The following is an 18972-nucleotide window of genomic DNA, read 5'->3' on the forward strand; positions in this document are numbered from 1 at the left end:
TCCGGGACGGCGCTGCGGAGCCGGTCAGGGAGGCGAACAGCTGCAGAGCCGGCGGGCACCGCCGAAGCCCTGGTAGTCCACGCGATCGATCCGGCGGCCGATCGCCTTGAGCGCGTTCGTGTCGTGCGACGTGCCAACCCTTGTCGTACTCGGACGCCAGGAACGTATGCCGAGCATCGTCTCCATGTTCCGCTCGATCAACGTCTGCGGGTGACTCCAACGCCACCGCCGCCCCCGGGATTTCGGCCGCCGGCCGTCAGCGACCCGGAACAGCTTCAGATCGTTCACCGGCTCCAGCCCTCCCCTTCGCAGTCGGTGTCCTGAACAAGCCAATCGATCAACTCCCGGCATGCGTTCCGGAGCAGTTGTCAGCAGTCGCGGCTACGAGCGGGGGCGGCAGCCGGGAAGGTCGGGAGCCTCGGGAAAGCTCGGACAGCCTTGTGAACAAAGCCGGCAGCAAGATCCCTTCAATAGGCCACTGGCATAGGCCCTCAACCGGCCGCTGCCCCAGCCTACCTGTACATCGCCGACATCGCCGAGCTGCACAGCAGGTCGACATCCGAACCATCTTTGGGGTCCGATACTCACGCGATACCGGGCCGGGGATGCCGCGATACCACCTGTGTCCATGATCGAGGGGGCCAGCAACGGCACCGCACGTGACGCTGGAGCTCCGCGAGTACGCCGGAGGGGGATGGGGAGTGGTTCGGTGATATACGCGCACGCCTATGAAGTGATCACAGGTGATGTTTTTCTTTCGCTCGACGGGCTGCTCCCCGCAGGGAATGCGTATCTAAAACTGGAGGGCCTGAATCCGGCCGGTTCCATAAAGCTGAAGACCGCTCTGGGCATGATTGCAGACCTGGAATCCGGCGGCCACCTGAAACCCGGATCCCATCTCATAGAGTCATCCTCGGGAAATCTTGGCGTTTCTCTGAGCATGATATGCGCGGCCAAAGGGTACAGGTTCACCTGCGTGACCGACCCTCTGGCATCCGAACATAACGTCATTCTCATGAGAGCGGCCGGCGCCCGTGTCATCCAGGTTGATGAGCGCGATGAGAGCGGCGGCTATCTGGGCACCCGAATCCGCTGCATCGAGGATCACCTCAAAGCGGACCCGGAGCTCGTCTGGACAAATCAGTACGCGAACGCCGCAGCGCCGAGAGTACACGCAGACCGCACGGCGAAGGAAATTTTGCGTGAATTCGATTCGGTCGACTATCTGTTTGTCGGCACCGGAACGACCGGGACACTCATGGGGTGCCTCGACCGGTTCCGGAAACAGTCGCCGCACACCCGAGTCATCGCGGTCGATGCCCATGGTTCGGTCACCTTCGGCTTTCCGCCGGCCCGGCGGCACCTCCCCGGCCTGGGCACCAGCCGACGTCCCGAACTGCGTGACCTCGACGGGAACCAGCCGGACGAGGTGATCCGGGTGAAGGAGGCGGACGCCATCCGAGCCTGCCGCCACCTGGCCATCGACCGAGGGGTCTTCGTCGGCGCGTCCACCGGTGCCGTGGTCGCGGCGATGCTCCAACGTGAGCGGGACTTCCCGCCCGATGCGACGCTGGTCGCTGTCTCCCCCGATATGGGGGACAGGTACGCCCGAACCGTGTATGACGAAGACTGGGTGCTGCAAAATTACGGGGCAGATGTCGCTACTGGGGTAAGCCTGCCCGACGCAGAAGTGATCCGCGACGGAAAGGGCTGACATGCTGCCATTTCACATAGTCGACGGCCGCAGTGTCGAGGCCGTGATATCCAGCTCACGAAACCGAGTGGTGGACTGGGTCGAGGAAGCCTACCTCCTGCACGCCGAGGGAGCTTCGGTGAACCCGGACAGCCATTTTCTCAAATTTCCGCAGAAACCTGATACCCGCATCATCGCCCTCCCCGCATTTCTCGGCGGAGCCTACGGGGCAGCGGGCATAAAATGGGTGAGCAGCTTCCCTTCCAACATCGAACGAAACATTGCCAGAGCCTCCGCCGCCCTTATTCTGAACGACTATGAAACCGGCTACCCATTCGCCTTGCTGGAGGCATCGCGCATCAGCGCGGCACGCACCGCAGCCTCAGCAGTGCTCGGCGCCGAAGAACTGGCAGGAAGCCGGAATGCTGGAACTGTCGCCGTGATAGGAGCCGGGGTAATAGCCCGCACCGTAGTGGACTTCTTCGAGTCTCGCGGGTGGTCCGTGGATCAATTCGTCATACATGATCGAAAAGCACAGCACATGGCGTCTCTCGCACGCTATATATACTCCTCGACCCCGTACCGTTCAGATACGAGGAGTTCGGTGGAGTCCGCGATATCCGGCTCCGACATGGTGGTCCTGACGACCACGGCCGGGACCCCGTACATCACGCAGCCCGGTGCCTTCTCGAACGGGCAGGTTGTTCTCAACATCTCGCTGCGCGATATCGGTCCCGAGGTTGTGGCCGCCTCTCACAACATCCTGGACGACGTCGATCACTGCCTCAAGGCAAACACCTCCCCACACCTGGCCGAGCAGCTTCTTGGGCACCGGGACTTCGTCGACGGCTCCCTGCCCGAGCTCATGACAGGCAAGATCCAGGTGGGTGGGGACAAGCCCAAGATCTTCTCACCCTTCGGTCTGGGTGTGCTCGACCTCGCGGTCGGACTGAACGTCTACCGGGCTGCCGTCGAGCGAGGTCTGACGACCGAGATCCCCGACTTCTTCGGGGACATGACGAGGTGGCCGTAACCAGCAGGCAGACAGACGGAGGGCTGGGTATGACGAGCAATGTTTTCCTGCACCGGATGATCGAGAAACAGGCGCAGCGAACGCCGAACGGCATCGCCGTATGCGCGGCCGGCGAGGAACTCTCCTATAGGCACCTCAACGCTCGGGCGAACCAGCTGGCACGGCAAATAATGGCTCACGGTGTTGGTCCGGAACGGAGGGTGGCAATCGCCCTGCCGCGTTCCGTGGACTACGTGGTGACGATACTCGCCGTGCTCAAGGCGGGCGGCGCGTACGTACCGGTGGATCCCGGGCATCCGGCCGAGCGTCTGCGGTTCATGCTGAAGGATGCCGCACCCACGCTCGTCGTGAGTACCACTTCGGTGGCCCCCAGTCTGCCATCGTCGGACGCCGCATACCTGCTGCTCGACGATCCACGCAGGGCCGAGGACCTTGCCGGGTTCCCCCTGGCCGACGTCGCTGACGCCGAACGGCGCTTACCACTGTCCCTGCAGAATACCGCCTACGTCATGTACACCTCCGGCTCCACCGGCCGCCCGAAGGGCGTCATGATCGAGCACTCCTCGCTGGCCCGCTATGCGGCACGCGCACGCGACGAGTACGGAGGCGACGCGGAACAGTCACTCGTGCTCTCGCCGATGACGTTCGATCTGACCCTCACGGCACTGTGCGCGTCTCTGCTCAGCGGTGGCTGTGTACACCTCATGGAACCGCAGGACCCCGCCTCACCCACTCGGCGACCGACCTTCCTCAAGGTGACGCCCAGTCAATTCATCTACCTGACCAGCCTGTCCGAGGACACAGCCCCCTCCCGCAGGCTTATTCTCGCCGGGGAGCCGCTGACGGGCAGCGCCATCGACGCATGGCGCGCCGATCACCCGGACGTCACGGTCGTCAACGCCTATGGTCCGACTGAGGTCACGGTCAACTGCCTGGAACACGTGCTGCCTCCGGGAACGGCTACCCCCGAGGGCCGGGTCCCGATAGGAACCGCGTTCCGCTACTTCCAAGTCCATGTCCTCGACTCTTCGCTGTCCCCCGTCGCACCGGGCGAGGACGGAGAGCTCTACGTCGCCGGCGAAGCACTCGCTCGCGGCTATCTGGGCCGGTCCGGGCTCACCGCAGAACGATTCGTGGCGAATCCCTTCGGCCCGCCCGGAACACGCATGTACCGCACGGGCGACTATGTGCGGATCACCCCGGACGGCCTGCTTGAGCACTTAGGGCGAGTAGACGACCAGGTCAAGGTACGGGGCTTCCGGGTGGAGCTTGGCGAGATCGAAGCGGCGCTGGCCCGGCACTCCGGCGTTGCCCAGGCAGCCGTGGCACTCAGGGAGGACACGGTCGGCAACCCCCGGCTCGTCGCCTATGCGGTGGCGCGGCCAGGCCATGACCTCGAGCCAGGTGACCTTCGGGCGTTCCTCGCGGCCGACCTGCCGGAGTACATGGTCCCGTCGGCCTGCTTGCTGCTTCCCGACATGCCACTGACAGCGAACGGAAAGATCAGCCGCAGCGCGCTCCCTGCGCCCGGCCCCCTTGCTCCGGGTGCGAGACGTTCCCCGCGCGACGGCCGGGAAGAGCTGCTGTGCAGTCTGGTCGCCCAGGTCCTGGGAACCGAGCGGGTGAGTATCGACGACGACTTCTTCGAACTCGGTGGCAACTCCTTGCTGGTGGTGCGGCTGATCAGTCGCATCCGTGTCGCCCTGGAGGTGGAACTCAGTCCGCGGACGCTCTTCTCGGCACGGACAGTCGCGGAGCTGGCCCGGGTCATCGACGCGGCCGACGGCGCACGCCCGCCACTGGAGAGGAGAGAACGTCCTGCCGTCCTGCCGCTGTCCTTTGGCCAGGAGCGATTCTGGTTCGCGAACACCATCGAGAATCTCCGGCTCTCCCACAGCATCCCGTTCGTTCTCCGGCTGAAAGGCGAACTCGACGTGTCGGCGCTGAGAGCGGCGCTGGAAGACGTGATCCGGCGCCACGAAAGCTTGCGCACCGTGTTTCCCGAGGTGGATGGGGCACCCTGTCAGATCGTGCTCGACCCGGCGCAGTCGATCGGCGAACTGACGGTGGAGACTGTCGCTCCTGGTCGCCTGCAGGAGGAGATCAGCGCGGTCGTGGAGCACTGCTTCGATCTGGGAACTGAGCCACCTGTCGCCGTCAAGCTCTTCGGAGTCGAGCCGGACCACCATGTGCTGGTGCTCGTACTGCATCACATAGCCACTGACGAGTGGTCTCGTGGCCCGCTGTTCAGGGATCTGAGCTCGGCCTATACGGCCCGCTGCGTGGGGCGACCGCCGACGTGGTCCGAGTTGCCGGCGCAATACGCCGACTTCACGCTGTGGCAACGCGATCTGCTGGGATCATCCGCCGATCCGTCCAGCATGTTGTCCCGTCAGCTGGAGTACTGGGCGAAGACCTTGACCGGCCTCCCAACGGAGCTCACTCTCCCGGTGGATCGCCCTCGCCCCTCGGTGCCGAGCCGGAACGGAGGTGTCGTACATCTTCGCCTGGACACCGAGCTCCATCGGAAGATGGTGCGACTCGCCCAGTCCTCCGGAACCACAGTATTCATGGTGCTGCATTCGGCCCTGGCGGCACTGCTTCACCGACTGGGCGCCGGAACGGATATCCCGATCGGTACGGCGGTTGCGGGGCGCGCGGACCAGGCCCTCGACGACCTTGTCGGCTTCTTCGTGAACACGCTCGTGCTGCGCACGGATGTCTCCCAGGATCCCACCTTCCGCGAGCTGCTGGCCCGCGTGCGCGGAGTGGATCTCGAGGCATACGCGAACCAGGATGCGCCATTCGAACAGCTGGTTGAGCACATGCGTCCAGAGCGCTCCCTCGCCCGGCACCCGCTCTTCCAGGTCATGCTCATCCTGCAGAATCTCGACGGAAGCGAACTCAGACTGCCGGGCCTGGACGTCAGCGAGACACCGCCGAACCCCGCGCGCGGTGCGTTCGACCTCACCTTCGAGTTCACCGAGCATCGGGGATCCGGCGGAGAAGCGGCTGGGCTGAGCGCCGTCATCGAGTTCAGCCGCGATCTGTTCGACGATGCCACTGTCCAGGGATTCGCCCAGTACTTCCTGCGGCTCCTCGGACACTCCGTAGAGGCTCCGGACGAGCACGTCTCGGGACTCGACCTGCTAGCACCCGACGAGCGGCGCGCGATGCTGAGCCGGTGGAACGACACGACGGTACCGGTACCGTCGTACACGCTGCCGGTGCTCTTCGAACGAAGCGTTGCGGATCACGCCGACGCGGTGGCCTTGGTGTCCCAGAACACGACCTTGACCTATGCGGAGGTCAACGACCGTGCCAATCGTCTGGCCAGGGTTCTGATCGAACGTGGTGTGCGCGCGGAGGACAGAGTCGCACTGGTACTGCCTCGTTCCGCGGAATTCGTGACGTCGGTTCTCGCGGTACTGAAGGCGGGAGCCGCGTACGTTCCCGTGGACCCCAGTTACCCAGCCGACCGGCGGTCCTTCATGCTCACGGACGCGAGACCCAAGTGCGCGATCACAGTGACCGACTTGACGGGGACAGTGCCCGCCACGCTGCCCGCCCTAGTGGTCGACACGCCGGAATTCATGGCGATGACGGGGTCCAAGTCTGGTGCTGACGTCACGGATTCCGAGCGCGATATGCCCTTGTTGGTCTCCCACCCCGCCTATGTGATCTACACGTCGGGGTCCACCGGCCGGCCCAAAGGCGTTGTGATTGAGCACGGTGCGTTGGCCAACTATCTGCTGTGGAGCCTGGCTGCCTACCCGTCTCTCGCCGGACAGGCCCTGTTGCACACGTCTCCGGCGTTCGACCTTGCGGTGACGTCGCTCTACGGGCCGCTGTGTGCGGGCGGACGCATTGTCATTGCATCGCTGGACGAGGGGGTTGACGCGGCTGGTGGGGTGACCTTCCTCAAGGGCACGCCCAGTCATATCCCACTGCTGCGCGGGTTGCCGCACTATCTCTCCCGGGGGGGTGAGTTGGTCGTCGGCGGTGAACAGCTCACCGGACAGACCCTTGCTCCCTGGCTGGCGGCTCATCCCGGCACGACAGTGGTCAACGAGTACGGTCCGACGGAGGCCACCGTAGGGTGTATCCAGTTCCGTATTGCGAGCGGTGAGGGTGCTCCTGCCGGAGTCGTGCCGATTGGCCAGCCATTGTGGAATACCCGGGTGTACGTGCTGGATGCGGGTCTACAGCCGGTGCCGGTGGGCGTGCCGGGTGAGATGTATATCGCCGGTGTTCAGCTGGCGCGGGGGTATCTGGATCGTCCGGGTCTGACGGCGGAGCGCTTCGTGGCGTGTCCGTTCGGGGTTGCGGGTGAGCGGATGTACCGCACGGGTGATCTGGGTTGTTGGCGTGCGGACGGCAAACTGGTGTTTCTGGGGCGCGTCGACAACCAAGTGAAGATACGCGGCTTCCGTGTCGAACTGGGTGAAATCGAAATGGTGCTGGCGGATCACCCGGATGTGGAGCACGTGACCGTAGTTGCGCACGAGTTCCAGCCGGGTGACCAGCGTCTTGTGGCCTACGTCGTGCCTGCGGCGGGACGGCGTGAGGAAGCCGTACTGCGTGACCACACCCGTATCACTCTCCCCGACTACATGGTTCCGGGCCTGGTGGTCTACCTCGATCAGCTGCCGCTGACCGCAAACGGGAAGTTGGACTACAGGGCGCTACCGACTCCCGACCTCTCGCCGCGCTCTTCGGGACGGCCGCCGCGCACCACCCTGGAAAGGGAACTCTGCCTGCTGTTCTCCGAAGTTCTCGGCGTAAAGCAGGTGACCATCGATGACAGCTTCTTCGACCTGGGCGGACATTCGCTGCTGGCCACCAGGCTGATCAGCCGTATTCGGTCGTCATTCCAGGCGGAGATCGGCGTGCAGGCTCTGTTCGCCACCCCCACGGTTGCCGGTTTGGGCAGGGTACTGCACCAAGGGCGGCAGGCACGGCCGGCGTTGGAGGCGCGATCGCGTCCCGAGGTACTGCCGCTGTCCTTTGCCCAGCAGCGGCTGTGGTTCTTGAACAGGCTGGAGACGCAGCGGGCCACGTACAACGCACCCTTCGTCTGGCGCCTGTCGGGGCCGCTGGACGCCGAGGTGCTGGGCCAGGCTCTGAGGGACGTCGTCGGCCGGCACGAGAGTCTGCGCACGGTGTTTCCCGAACGCGACGGCGAACCGCATCAGGTCGTACTCCCGCCGCCGACGAGCCTGCTCGCGGTCACCACCGTCGCTGCCGACGCCGTGGAAGCGACGGTGGCCAAGTTGACCGATCAGGGATTCGACCTGACCGTCGACATCCCCTTCCGGGCCCACCTGCTTTCCAGCGGCGCGGCTACGCACACGCTGGTCCTCGTCATCCATCACATCGCGGGCGATGGGTGGTCCCGGAGCCCACTGTACCGGGACCTGCGCACCGCGTACGAAGCCCGCCGATCCGGCCGGCCTCCGCAGTGGTCCAACCTCTCGGTGCAGTACGCCGACTTCGCCCTGTGGCAGCGTGAGCTGCTGGGCTCGGCGGCCGATCCGGAGAGTCTGCTGTCCCTTCAGCGGACGTATTGGACGACGGCGCTCGAAGGCATCCCCGAGGAGCTCAACCTCCCGCTGGACCGCCCACGTCCCGCCCTGGCGAGCTACACCGGCGGCGTGGTGCACTTCCGCCTCACCGGCGAACTCCACCGGGGTGTCCACGACCTGGCCCGCGCATCCAACACCACGGTGTTCATGGTGCTGCAGGCAGCGTTGGCCACCCTGCTGCACCGGCTGGGCGCAGGCACCGACATTCCCCTGGGTTCGGCCGTCGCGGGGCGCATGGACGATGCTCTCGACGACCTCGTCGGGTTCTTCGTCAACACCGTCGTGCTGCGCACGGATGTGTCCGGCGACCCCAGCTTCCGGGAACTGCTCAGCCGTGTTCGATCGGTCGACCTGGAGGCGTACGACCACCAGGAGCTCCCCTTCGAACGTCTGGTGGAAGAACTGAACCCCTCGCGCTCGCTCGCGCGGCATCCGCTGTTCCAGACCATGCTGATCCTGCACAACACCGAGGACGCCCGACTGGAGCTGCCGGAACTGACGGTCACCGATGTCCCCACCGACCGTACCTATGCCAAGTTCGACCTGACTTTCGAGTTCACCGAGGCTCGTGGTGAGGACGGCAGACCGGCCGGCGTGTCCGGTCTGATCGAGTACAGCTGCGATCTCTTCGGCCAGGTCACCGTTCAGCGTTTCGCTGACTACTTCGTGCGACTGCTCGGCCACGCCGTTGTCGAGCCGGACGCCGCAGTCTCCGGGCTCCGGCTCCTCACTGCCGAGGAACGGCACGAGCAGCTCCATCGCTGGAACGACACCGCCGTCAAGGAGGATACCGACGGCTCCTGTCTGCATCACATGTTCGAGGAGCAGGCGCGGCGCACCCCCGGGGCTACCGCCGTGACCGACGGCCCGCGTTCCCTGACGTATGCCGAGCTGGACAGCCTGGCCAACCGGCTTGCTCACCGGCTGCGCGACCACGGGGTGGGCCCCGATGTGCCGGTGGGCCTGTGGGCGGACCGCTCGGTCGAACTTGTGGTGGGACTTCTCGCCGTGCTCAAGGCCGGCGGTGCCTACCTCCCGCTGGATCCCGATGTGCCCAGCGCACGCGCCACCCAGATCCTCGCGGATGCCGCAGCGCCGGTGTGCCTGACCACGGCTGCCCTTGGCGAGCGGCTTCCCGGGACGTGCCCGGCCACGCCGGTGCCCCTCGACATCGGTGCCGTCATGTCCCACACACAGACACCGCCCAGCGTTCCGGTTTTGCCGGAGCACCTGGTGTCCCTCTACTACACGTCCGGCTCCACCGGTACTCCCAAGGGAGTCGCCAGCACGCACGCCGGCTGGGTCAGCCGGATGCGATGGATGCAGCGGCAGCACCAGCTCAAGCCGGGTGAGTCAGTACTGCACAAGACCGTGCTCAGCTTCGACGACTCCGCGGTGGAGATCTTCTGGCCGCTGATGGTCGGCGGCACTGTCGCACTGCTCGGACCCGGACTTCACCGCGACCCGCAGGCAATCGCGCGGGCGATCGTCGAGCACCAGGTCGCCGTGGTGCAGTTCGTCCCGAGCATCCTCGCCCTTTTCCTGGAGGACCTACCACCCCACGCGGCTGACGCGATGGGAGCTCTGCGGCACGTGATATCCAGCGGGGAGGCACTTCCCCCTGACCTCGTCGCGCTGTTCTACGAACGCATGAGGAACACAGGCTGCACCCTGCACAACCAGTGGGGGGTCACGGAGGTCTCCATCGACTCCACCCTCCACACCTGCACCGTCGAGGACGCCGACCGGCCCGAGATCCCCGTCGGACTGCCGATCGACAACCATCAGGTCTATGTACTGGACGACCGGCTGGAACCGGCACCCGTGGGCACACCGGGGGAGCTCTACCTCGCCGGCCGAGGTCTGGCACGGTGCTACTGGGACGCCCCGCGGAAGACCGCCGAGGCATTTGTCGCCAGCCCCTTCTCCCCCGGAGAACGTCTCTACCGCACCGGCGACCGAGGGTTGCGCCGCCCCGACGGCACCCTCCTGTTCCTGGGACGCAACGACCACCAGATGAAGATCCGCGGCATTCGGATCGAGCCGCAAGAGATCGAGCAGACGCTCCGACTGCATCCACTGGTGTCGCGCGCGGTCGTGGTGAAGTGGGCCCCTTCCCCGGACGATCAGCGTCTGGCGGCATACGTGGTGACGGCCGGGACCGATCAGCCGCCGTCCGCACGGGAATTGTGGGAGTTCGCATCCGAACGGCTGCCATCGGCCATGACGCCCGGCTCCTTCACCCTCCTCGACGACATTCCCATGACAGCCAGCGGCAAGGTGGACAGGAAGGCCCTGCCCGACCCGGGCGACAGTGGGCTGCCCGCGGACAGCACTCCGCCGAGCAGCGAGTCCGAGCACCTGATCACGGACATCTGGTCGGCAGTGCTCGGCATACCCCGGCGTCTCGGCGTGTTCGAGGACTTCTTCGCCCTGGGCGGCCATTCCTTGCTCGCCATGCGCGTCACCTCACGCCTGCGCAGGGCTTTGGACTTCGAATTCCCCGTGGGCCTGCTCTTCGAGCACCGCACCATCCGCGGTCTGGCGGAAGCCGTAGAGGCCGCGCTGCTGGAGGACTTGGCCGGGTCCGGTGCTGCACAACCCGGCCTGGGTGCCTCGCCGCCCGAGCCCCGGCCGTACCGATCAAGCGACCCGAAAGGGGAACCGGCATGACCGCGGGCACAGGCAGAATCCCCGACGAGCAGCGTGCCCGTATCGCCGAGCGCATCCGCGCTGCCCGGGTCCGGTTGCGCGACGGCGCTTCGGACGCGGTGCCGCGTCGCCCCCTGGCCCAGGGGGAGCTGGTCGCCTCGTCGGCCCAGGAGCGCCTGTGGCTGTTGGACCGCCTGCTGGACGACCGTTCCCTGTACGTCATCCCCGTGATCTTGCGGATTGAGGGAGTTTTCGACGCGGAGCTGTTCCAGCGAGCCGTGACCAAGGTGGTCGAGCGCCACCAGGTACTCCGTACCGTGTTCATAGAGCGCGATGGACTTCCGGTGCCTGTGGTGAGCGAGGTGACCGAGGCGCCCCTGAGAATGACCGACCTCAGCAAGGTGCCGGCCGCCGAACGCGAAGAGCAGGCCAAGGACGCCGTCCGCGCCGCCGCTCAGGAACCATTCGATCTGAGCAGGGCCCCGATGATCCGCATCGATGCGATCCGGAAGTCCGCACAGGAACACCTCGTGGTGCTCAGCATCCACCACATCGCTGCGGACGGCTGGTCGCTGCCGCTCCTGTGGGCCGAGATCGCCCAAGGGTACGAAGCCCTTCGCCTGGGCGAACAGCCCGCCTTCGCCGAGACCGCCGCGCAGTACAGCGACTTCGCGCACTGGCAGCGAGAGCAATTGGTGGGCGACAGCATGGAAGGCCAGATGGGTTACTGGCGCGAACAGCTGGAGAATCTGAGGCCCCTGAACCTCCCCACCGACCGTCGCCGTCCCCGTCGCTGGTCCGGACACGGCGACGCCGTCTCCTTCACCGTCCCGGCCACCACCACCGGCGAACTGACCGAGATCGGTCGCAGCCGGGGAGCCACCCTGTTCGTCACCCTGCTCGCCGCCTTCCAGGCGCTCCTTGCCCGTCACGCGGGACATGAAGACATCACGGTGGGCACCCCGGTCGCCGGGCGGACCCACGCTGAGCTGGAATCCTTGATCGGACTCCTGGCAAACACCCTGGTGCTGCGTACCGACCTGTCGGGAGACCCCACGTTCGAAGAGCTCGTCGAGCGAACACGTAAGACCGTGGTCGCTGCGTACTCCCACCAAGACGTACCCTTCGAGAAGCTGGTGGAGGACCTGCGCCCGGAGCGCAACCTCAGCCAGAACCCGCTCTTCCAGATCATGTTCCAGCTGACCGTCGGGCAACAGGACTACCAGCTCGCGAACGCCACGGTCACCTCGGTGGCACCCAACACCCACTCCGCCAAGTTCGACCTCACCTTCGCCCTGTCCGAACAGGCAGACGGCCTGTCCGGACAGGCGATCTTCGCCACCGACCTGTTCAACCGCGATACGGCGGAGCGCCTGGTCGAGCACTATCAGCGCCTGCTGCTCAGCATCGCGTCCGAACCGAGCCGTCGGCTCTCCGAGCTGGACATGCTCGGGCCTCAGGAAGAGTACGCGGCACTGTCTCAGCGCGGTGAGCGGAAACAGCTTCCGCCCGTGGAACAGTGCCTGCACCACCTCATCCTGGACCAAGCCGAAGCGACGCCGGATGCCCCGGCGGTCCGCTGCGGCAACCGGACGCTGTCCTACAGGGAACTGGCAGATCGCTCGGCACGGCTGGCCGCCTGGCTGCGGCGACGCGGTCTGCGCACCGGCGACCTTGTCGGCGTACACCTGGAGCGCTCAGCCGACCTGGTGGTCTCCCTGCTGGCCGTCATGCGGGCAGGGGGAGCGTACGTCCCCATCGATCCGTCGTTCCCCCGGCAGCGGGTGAATTCCCTGCTGTCAAACCGCGCCATCCGCCAGCTTGTCAGCAGAGGCGCCCTCCTGGGCGGGACTCCCATGCCGACCCATGTCGACGTCGTCGACCTCGACCGCGATGCCGCAGCCATCGCCGAGGCCGTATCCGACACCCCGGCGACGGGCACCCCGGAACAGCTCGCCTACGTGATCCACACCTCTGGCTCCACGGGACACCCCAAGGGAGTCATGGTGCCCCACCGCGGTGTCGTCAACTTCGCCCAGGACATGAAGGAACGGCTGAGGCTGGGCCCCAACGACGTCGTCGGCGCGCTCACCACCGTGTCCTTCGACATCTCCGTCCTGGAACTGCTCGTCCCGCTCACTGCGGGAAGCACGGTGCACGTTCTGGCACGCGAGGTCGCTCAGGACGGGCAACTGCTGACGGAGGTCGTCGACTCGGCCGGCATCACCGTACTGCAGGCCACTCCCACGGGGTGGTCGCTCCTCATCGAGACCGGCTGGCCCGGCGCCGACGTGCGGGTCCTGTGCGGAGGAGAAACGCTGCCCGAGCCACTGGCCGTCAGCCTCCGGCGCCGGGTGAGCGTGCTGTGGAACGTCTACGGACCGACCGAAACAAGCATCTGGTCGACCGCGGAAGAGCTCACCGGTCACAGTGGCGCGTCCATGGCCGGGTCCACCACCGCGGTCTCCATCGGCAGGCCCCTCAGCCGCACCAGTGCCTACGTCCTGGACAGGAGGATGCGGCCGGTCCCGGTCGGGGCGACCGGCGAACTGTACCTTGCCGGCTCCGGTGTCGCCCACGGTTACCTGGGTCAGGCGGCGCTGACGGCCGGACGTTTCGTGCCCGATCCTTTTGGCGAGCCCGGCGCACGCATGTACCGCACCGGAGACCTCGTACGCCGACTCGTGGAAGACCGGCTCGAATTCGTCGGACGCAACGACGAGCAGGTGAAGGTCGGTGGTCACCGGATCGAGCTCGGGGAGATCGAGAGCTGCCTGCGCACCCATCCCGACGTGGCCCAGGCAGCGGTGCGCACCCACGGCTCGGGCACCGGTCGGCGCCTGGTGGGCTATACGGTTCCGCGCAACGGGAGCGATCCCGGCCACCAGGCGCTCCGCGACCACGTCTCCCAGAGCCTTCCCGCCTACATGGTCCCCACCGGCTGGGTGTCGCTCGACCGGCTGCCGCTCACCCCGAACGGCAAGATCGACCGATCCGCGCTCACCCAGCGGCCGGCGCCGGTGGCTCCGGGCGCGGACGGAAACCCCGGGACCGAGCGAGAAGAGCGCATCGCGGCGGTATGGGCGGAAGTGCTCGGACTGGAGCGGATCGGAGTCAACGACAACTTCTTCAGCCTCGGCGGGGATTCCCGGCGCGCCGCTCGGAGTGTGGCGCGCCTGCGCGCCGAGCTCGGCCTGGAGATCACGGTGCGCTCTCTGTTCGAGGCTCCTACGGTCGCCGAGTTCGCGGCGGCGCTGGAGAACGCCGAACGCGCCGCGGTTGTCCCGCGTCGGCCGGGCGGAGCCCCGGCTCCCGCGTCCTACACGCAGCGACGCATGTGGTTCCTCGAACAGCTCCGGTCGGGCGGATCCGCGTACAACGTCGCTCCGGTCCTGAGACTCCGCGGGCGCCTGGACGAAGGGGCACTGCGTGCGGCGCTGGAGGACGTCGTGGCCAGGCACGACATTCTGCGCACCCGCTTCGTGCACGCAGACGGCGCCCTTCAGCAGGTCGTGGACGAGTCGGCCAATCCCTGGCTGGCTACCGTGGACCTCACCGGCTCTGCGGACCCGGTGACGGACTCGGCATCCTGGGCGGCCGAGTTGGCCCGCCGGCCTTTCGATCTCACCGAAGGACCACTCCTGCGCGCACGGCTCCTGCGGCTTCGTCCGCAGGAGCAGATCCTGGCACTCGTGCTGCACCACAGCGTCGTCGACGGTTCGTCGCTGCCTGTCCTGTTCCGTGACCTCAGCGGGTTCTACCGGGCCCGGCTCGGGCACAGCGGCACCGAACGGCCCCGGCTCACCCGGCAGTTCGGCGACTTCGCCCACTGGGAACTGAGCCGCGACGCAGCGCTGGAAGACGATCTCGCCTTCTGGAAGGAGCGGCTCCGTAGCACCTCACCGACCGAACTGCCCACCGATCTCCCCAGACCGGCGGAGTTCACGGGCCGGGGCCTGGCCCTTGAGTTCGCCATCCCCCACGATGTCGCGGCACAAGTGCGGGAGGTGTCCAAGCGGCACGGCACCACGGTGTACGTCACGCTCCTGGCCGCCTTCATGACGGTGGTCTCCCGGCTCTCCGGGCGCCCGGACATCGTGCTCGGCTCCCCCATGGCAGGCCAGGGCCGTCTGTACCCCGAGCTGGAGAACGTCATCGGCCCCTTCGTCAACACCGTGGTGCTGCGGGGCCGTGTCACGGACGGGCTGAGGTTCGTGGATCTGCTGAGCCAGGTACGGCAGGAAGTCGTCGAGGCGGAGGCACATCACAGCGTGCCCTTCGAACGGCTCGTGGAGGAACTGCGGCCCGAGCGGGAGCTGAGCCGGCATCCGCTCTTCCAGATCATGTTCGCCCATGGCTCGGACGAGCTCGCGGACTTGCATCTGCCCGGCGTACGGGCCGAGCCCTTCCCCATCCCGGTGGAGTCCGCGAAGTTCGACCTGAGCGTGGAGGTCGTGGAGTCGGACCAGTACATGACGGGGACAGTCACGTATGCCACAGATCTCTATCGGCGCGAGTCGATGGAGCACCTCGTACGTCTCTTCCTCGGCTCCCTCGCGGCAGCGGTCGCCGATCCTGGGTGCGACGTGGCGCTGCTGCCCGCGCCCGACGCGCACGACGTGGCACGGCTGACCCCCACGCCTGCCACGGACGAGCGTCGTGCGTACGACCTGGTGAGGGGCCAGGCGCGCAGGACCCCCGAGGCGACCGCCGTCACCTGTGGCTCCCGGAGCATCAGCTACGCGGAGCTCGACGCCAGGGTCAACCGCCTGGCCAGGTGGCTGCTCGCCCACGGCGCAGGTCAGCAACGCCCCGTCGGCCTGCTCGCCGATCGTTCGGTGGACACGGTCGTGGCGCTGCTGGCCGTCCTGGCTTCCGGAGCCCCGTGCGTACCGTTGGACAGTGGTGCGCCCGTCGGCCGCAATGCCCTGGTGCTGCGCGAGAGTGCGGCGGAGATCCTGCTCACCGACGGCCGCCATGCCGCATTGCCCGGCCTCCCCACGTTTCGCAGCACGCTGCTGCTCGAGGCGATGGAGGAACAATTACACGACTACCCGGACGACCCCGTGCCAACGACCCACCGGCCGGACGACGCTGCCTACATCACCTACACCTCTGGATCCACCGGGATTCCCAAGGGAGTGGTGACAGCCCACCGGGCAGTGGTCAACTACCTCGAATACCTGCGCACGTCTCACGGGCTCGGGCCCGGCGACACGGTCATGCAGCTGGCGGCCCTGTCCTTCGACGCGTCCGTCCGGGACATCGTCGGTCCGCTGGTATGCGGCTCCCACGTGGTGATGTCCGAGGAGTCCGGTGCCCGGGACCCCCGCTCGATCCGGAAAGAGATGAGCCGCCGGGGCGTGAACGTGCTGCTGTCGGTCGTGCCTTCCCTGCTGACCGCGCTGAGTGCGGTGCAACCGGATGACGAGGCCGGTCAGGCCGGAGATCTGAATGTACGCCTCGTGCTGACCAGTGGTGAGGCACTGACCTCCGATCACGTCAGCCGTGCTCGGACCCTGGGCTCCGATGTCGTCGTCGTCAATCAGTACGGCCCGACCGAGTGCACCATGACGTCCACCTGGTATCGCATCACGGCAGAGGAGCCGGTCGCCGGACCGCTGCCGATCGGCAGGCCGATCCCGGGGACGGCTTGCCTGGTCCTCAATCCGCAACTCCAGCCGCTGCCGACGGGGGCCGTCGGCGAGGTCTATCTGACGGGGGCGGGACTGGCGCGCGGCTACCACGGATCCCCGGCGTTGACCGCCGAACGCTTCGTGGCCAACCCACATGGACCTGCTGGCGGCCTCATGTTCCGTACCGGCGACCTGGCGAGATGGAACGCCCAGGGTCAGCTGGTATTCCACGGCAGAACCGACCGGCAGATCAAGATTCGTGGCGTCCGGGTGGAGCCGGGCGAAGTAGAGGCGGCGCTGTGCGCCGAGCCCGGCGTGAGGAGTGCGGCGGTCGTCGCCAGAAGGGCCCCTGGCGGTGAGGCGGAACTGGTCGCCTATGTGGAGGCAGGCGGCAGACCGGTGGACATCGGGGCGATGCGCGGCCGGCTCGGTGCGACGCTCCCTCCGCAACTGCAGCCGTCGCGATACGTGGTGCTCGACGCGCTCCCCAGGACGCCGCACGGCAAGGTGGATCACGTTGCGCTGCCCGAGCCGCGGCGTGAACCGGAGGGCGAGCACGTGCCCCCGCGAGACCGTCTGGAGTTGCAACTGATGGGCATCTGGGAGGAGTTGCTGGACCGGAGCCCGATCGGTGTGCGGGAGGACTTCTTCCACATCGGTGGCCATTCCCTGAAGGCCGTTGAAATGATCCAGCGGGTCCACGCCCAGACAGGTGTCGACGTGCCGCTCAGCACGGTCTTCATCGCCAGAACCGTGGAACAGTTGGCGGAGGAGTTGGCCCGAAGCGGTGTGCGGTCCGAGCGTCTGCTCTTCGAGATGAACCGCAGCACCGCCTCGTCCCCACCTCTGTTCCTGGTCCATCCCCAGTCAGGAGGAGTGTCCTCGTACGTCACGCTGGTGCGGGAACTCGGCGATGCCCGGCCCGTGTACGGCCTGGAGGCGGTTGGCTACAACAGCGACGCCGCCCCCCTCACCGGAATCCCCGAGATGGCTCGCCGCTACGTCGACGCGATCACCGAGGTCTGGCCGCACGGCCCCTATCTGCTGGCGGGCTGGTCCTTCGGCGGGAATGTGGTGCACGAGATGGCCGCGCTGTTCGAGGCGGCGGGCGAGCGGGTGTCCTTTCTCGGAGTCATCGACGCGCGGGCATTCGGCGAGGACGACATCGATGGCTGGTACGCGGAGATCGGCGAGTTGGACAGGATCGGCATCCTGCACGGCATAGACACCGACGCGCTGCACGGTGAGGGGGGCGTGGAAGAGGCAAAGGAGCGACTGAGCCATCTGCTGCTGTCCGAGCACCGCGTCGCACGGCACGCCGACGCGCGCGCCATCCGGCGCATGGTAGATGTCTTCACCACCAACGGCAGGATCGCGGACAACTATCGGACCACGCGCCGGATCGAGACCGACATCCATCTGTTCCGCACGGCGGACCTGCACCCCACTCTGCCGAACCCTCAGGTGCGCCCACAGAGTTGGGCGCGACGAACCAAAGGTGCGGTGCACACGATCGCTGTACCGGGCAACCACCACGACGTTATGGAAGCGCCGCACGTGCAGGTCTTGGCCCAGCGTCTTCTGGAGGTACTCCCGTGACCGGCGCCATAGGAGTGGTGGGTGGGGTCGGCCCGCTTGCCGCCGCCCACTTCTACCAGAGGCTGTTACAGCTGAGCGGGGCCGACCGGGACGAGGACTATCCCACTGTCATCCTCATCGCGGAACGGGTGCCGAGCAGGATCGCCCACCTGGCCGGAACGGGGCCCAGCCCGCTCCCCGTTCTCGTGGAGGTGGCCCGTCGGCTGGTTGCGGCCGGCGCGGAGAGCATAGTGATCCCGTCCGCGACAACCCACGCCTATCGGGAAGAGATCGCCGCGGCGGCCGGGGGCGTGCCCGTCTTCAACCTGCTCGAAGAGACAGGGCGACGGCTACGCGAGCGGCAGTACCGGCACCCGCTCATCCTGGCCACGGAATCGACCGTCGGACTCGGCCTGTTCAAGCCGCATCTGGAAGATGGCATCCGCGCGCGTTATCCATCTGTCTCGGAGCAACACGAGGTGAACGGATTCATCGAGGCGGTCAAAAGCGGAGCCGATCCCGCGGTCTGTCGACAGAAGTTCGCACAGTGGATCAATGACATCGCGCCGCGTTCCGGCGTGGACTCCGTAGTGCTCGGCTGTACCGAGCTACCTGTGATCAATCCGGGCGGCAGTTTACTCCTGCCAACCGTGGACACCACCGATGTGCTGGCCGAGGCGGTATTGCGGGAGACGGCGGCGCGGAAAGCAACAAGGCAGTCCCGGCATCACCTCCGGACCTAGTAGAGAAATCTTTCTGAAGGCGCCTGTAGGTTCTGATGGTCCGGCTGGGTGC

General features: G+C 66.7%; 6 protein-coding genes. 5 read left to right on the forward strand and 1 reads right to left on the reverse strand.

The window, feature by feature from the left end; genetic code table 11:
• Window positions 1–24 precede the first annotated feature (24 nt).
• Window positions 25–288, reverse strand: coding sequence for a hypothetical protein (locus ACSNOC_RS03825; protein ID WP_436745779.1), 264 nt, complete (start codon window positions 286–288; stop codon window positions 25–27).
• 421 nt (window positions 289–709) lie between these two features.
• On the opposite strand from ACSNOC_RS03825, the gene sbnA reads away from it, so the two are divergent.
• The 5 genes from sbnA to ACSNOC_RS03850 are packed head-to-tail and all read left to right on the forward strand — an operon-like array spanning window position 710 to window position 18920.
• Window positions 710–1714 carry a 2,3-diaminopropionate biosynthesis protein SbnA gene (sbnA, locus tag ACSNOC_RS03830; RefSeq protein WP_436745780.1) on the forward strand — a complete coding sequence of 335 codons (1005 nt, stop codon included), beginning with the start codon at window positions 710–712 and terminating at the stop codon, window positions 1712–1714.
• 1 nt (window position 1715) lies between these two features.
• Window positions 1716–2726 (forward strand): 2,3-diaminopropionate biosynthesis protein SbnB, encoded by a 1011-nt coding sequence (gene sbnB, locus ACSNOC_RS03835; RefSeq protein ID WP_436745781.1) that lies wholly within the window; start codon window positions 1716–1718, stop codon window positions 2724–2726.
• Window positions 2727–2755: 29 nt separating this feature from the next.
• A complete protein-coding gene (locus ACSNOC_RS03840; protein WP_436745782.1) occupies window positions 2756–10984 on the forward strand; it encodes an amino acid adenylation domain-containing protein in 8229 nt (2742 codons plus the stop codon).
• Complete coding sequence (locus ACSNOC_RS03845; protein WP_436745783.1) at window positions 10981–18198, forward strand: amino acid adenylation domain-containing protein; 7218 nt, start codon at window positions 10981–10983, stop codon at window positions 18196–18198. The genes ACSNOC_RS03840 and ACSNOC_RS03845 overlap by 4 nt, the downstream gene beginning before the upstream one ends.
• Window positions 18195–18920 carry an aspartate/glutamate racemase family protein gene (locus ACSNOC_RS03850; RefSeq protein WP_436745784.1) on the forward strand — a complete coding sequence of 242 codons (726 nt, stop codon included), beginning with the start codon at window positions 18195–18197 and terminating at the stop codon, window positions 18918–18920. The genes ACSNOC_RS03845 and ACSNOC_RS03850 overlap by 4 nt, the downstream gene beginning before the upstream one ends.
• Window positions 18921–18972: the final 52 nt, after the last annotated feature.

Origin of the sequence: Streptomyces sp. URMC 129, from assembly GCF_051386415.1 — a bacterium.
GTDB lineage: Bacteria > Actinomycetota > Actinomycetes > Streptomycetales > Streptomycetaceae > Streptomyces.

What these genes read in the sequence shown, in the direction of transcription:
- sbnB (WP_436745781.1), top strand. Translation starts at nt 1,716, where the DNA reads ATGCTGCCATTTCACATAGTCGACGGCCGCAGTGTCGAGGCCGTGATA.
- ACSNOC_RS03845 (WP_436745783.1), top strand. Translation starts at nt 10,981, where the DNA reads ATGACCGCGGGCACAGGCAGAATCCCCGACGAGCAGCGTGCCCGTATC.
- ACSNOC_RS03840 (WP_436745782.1), top strand. Translation starts at nt 2,756, where the DNA reads ATGACGAGCAATGTTTTCCTGCACCGGATGATCGAGAAACAGGCGCAG.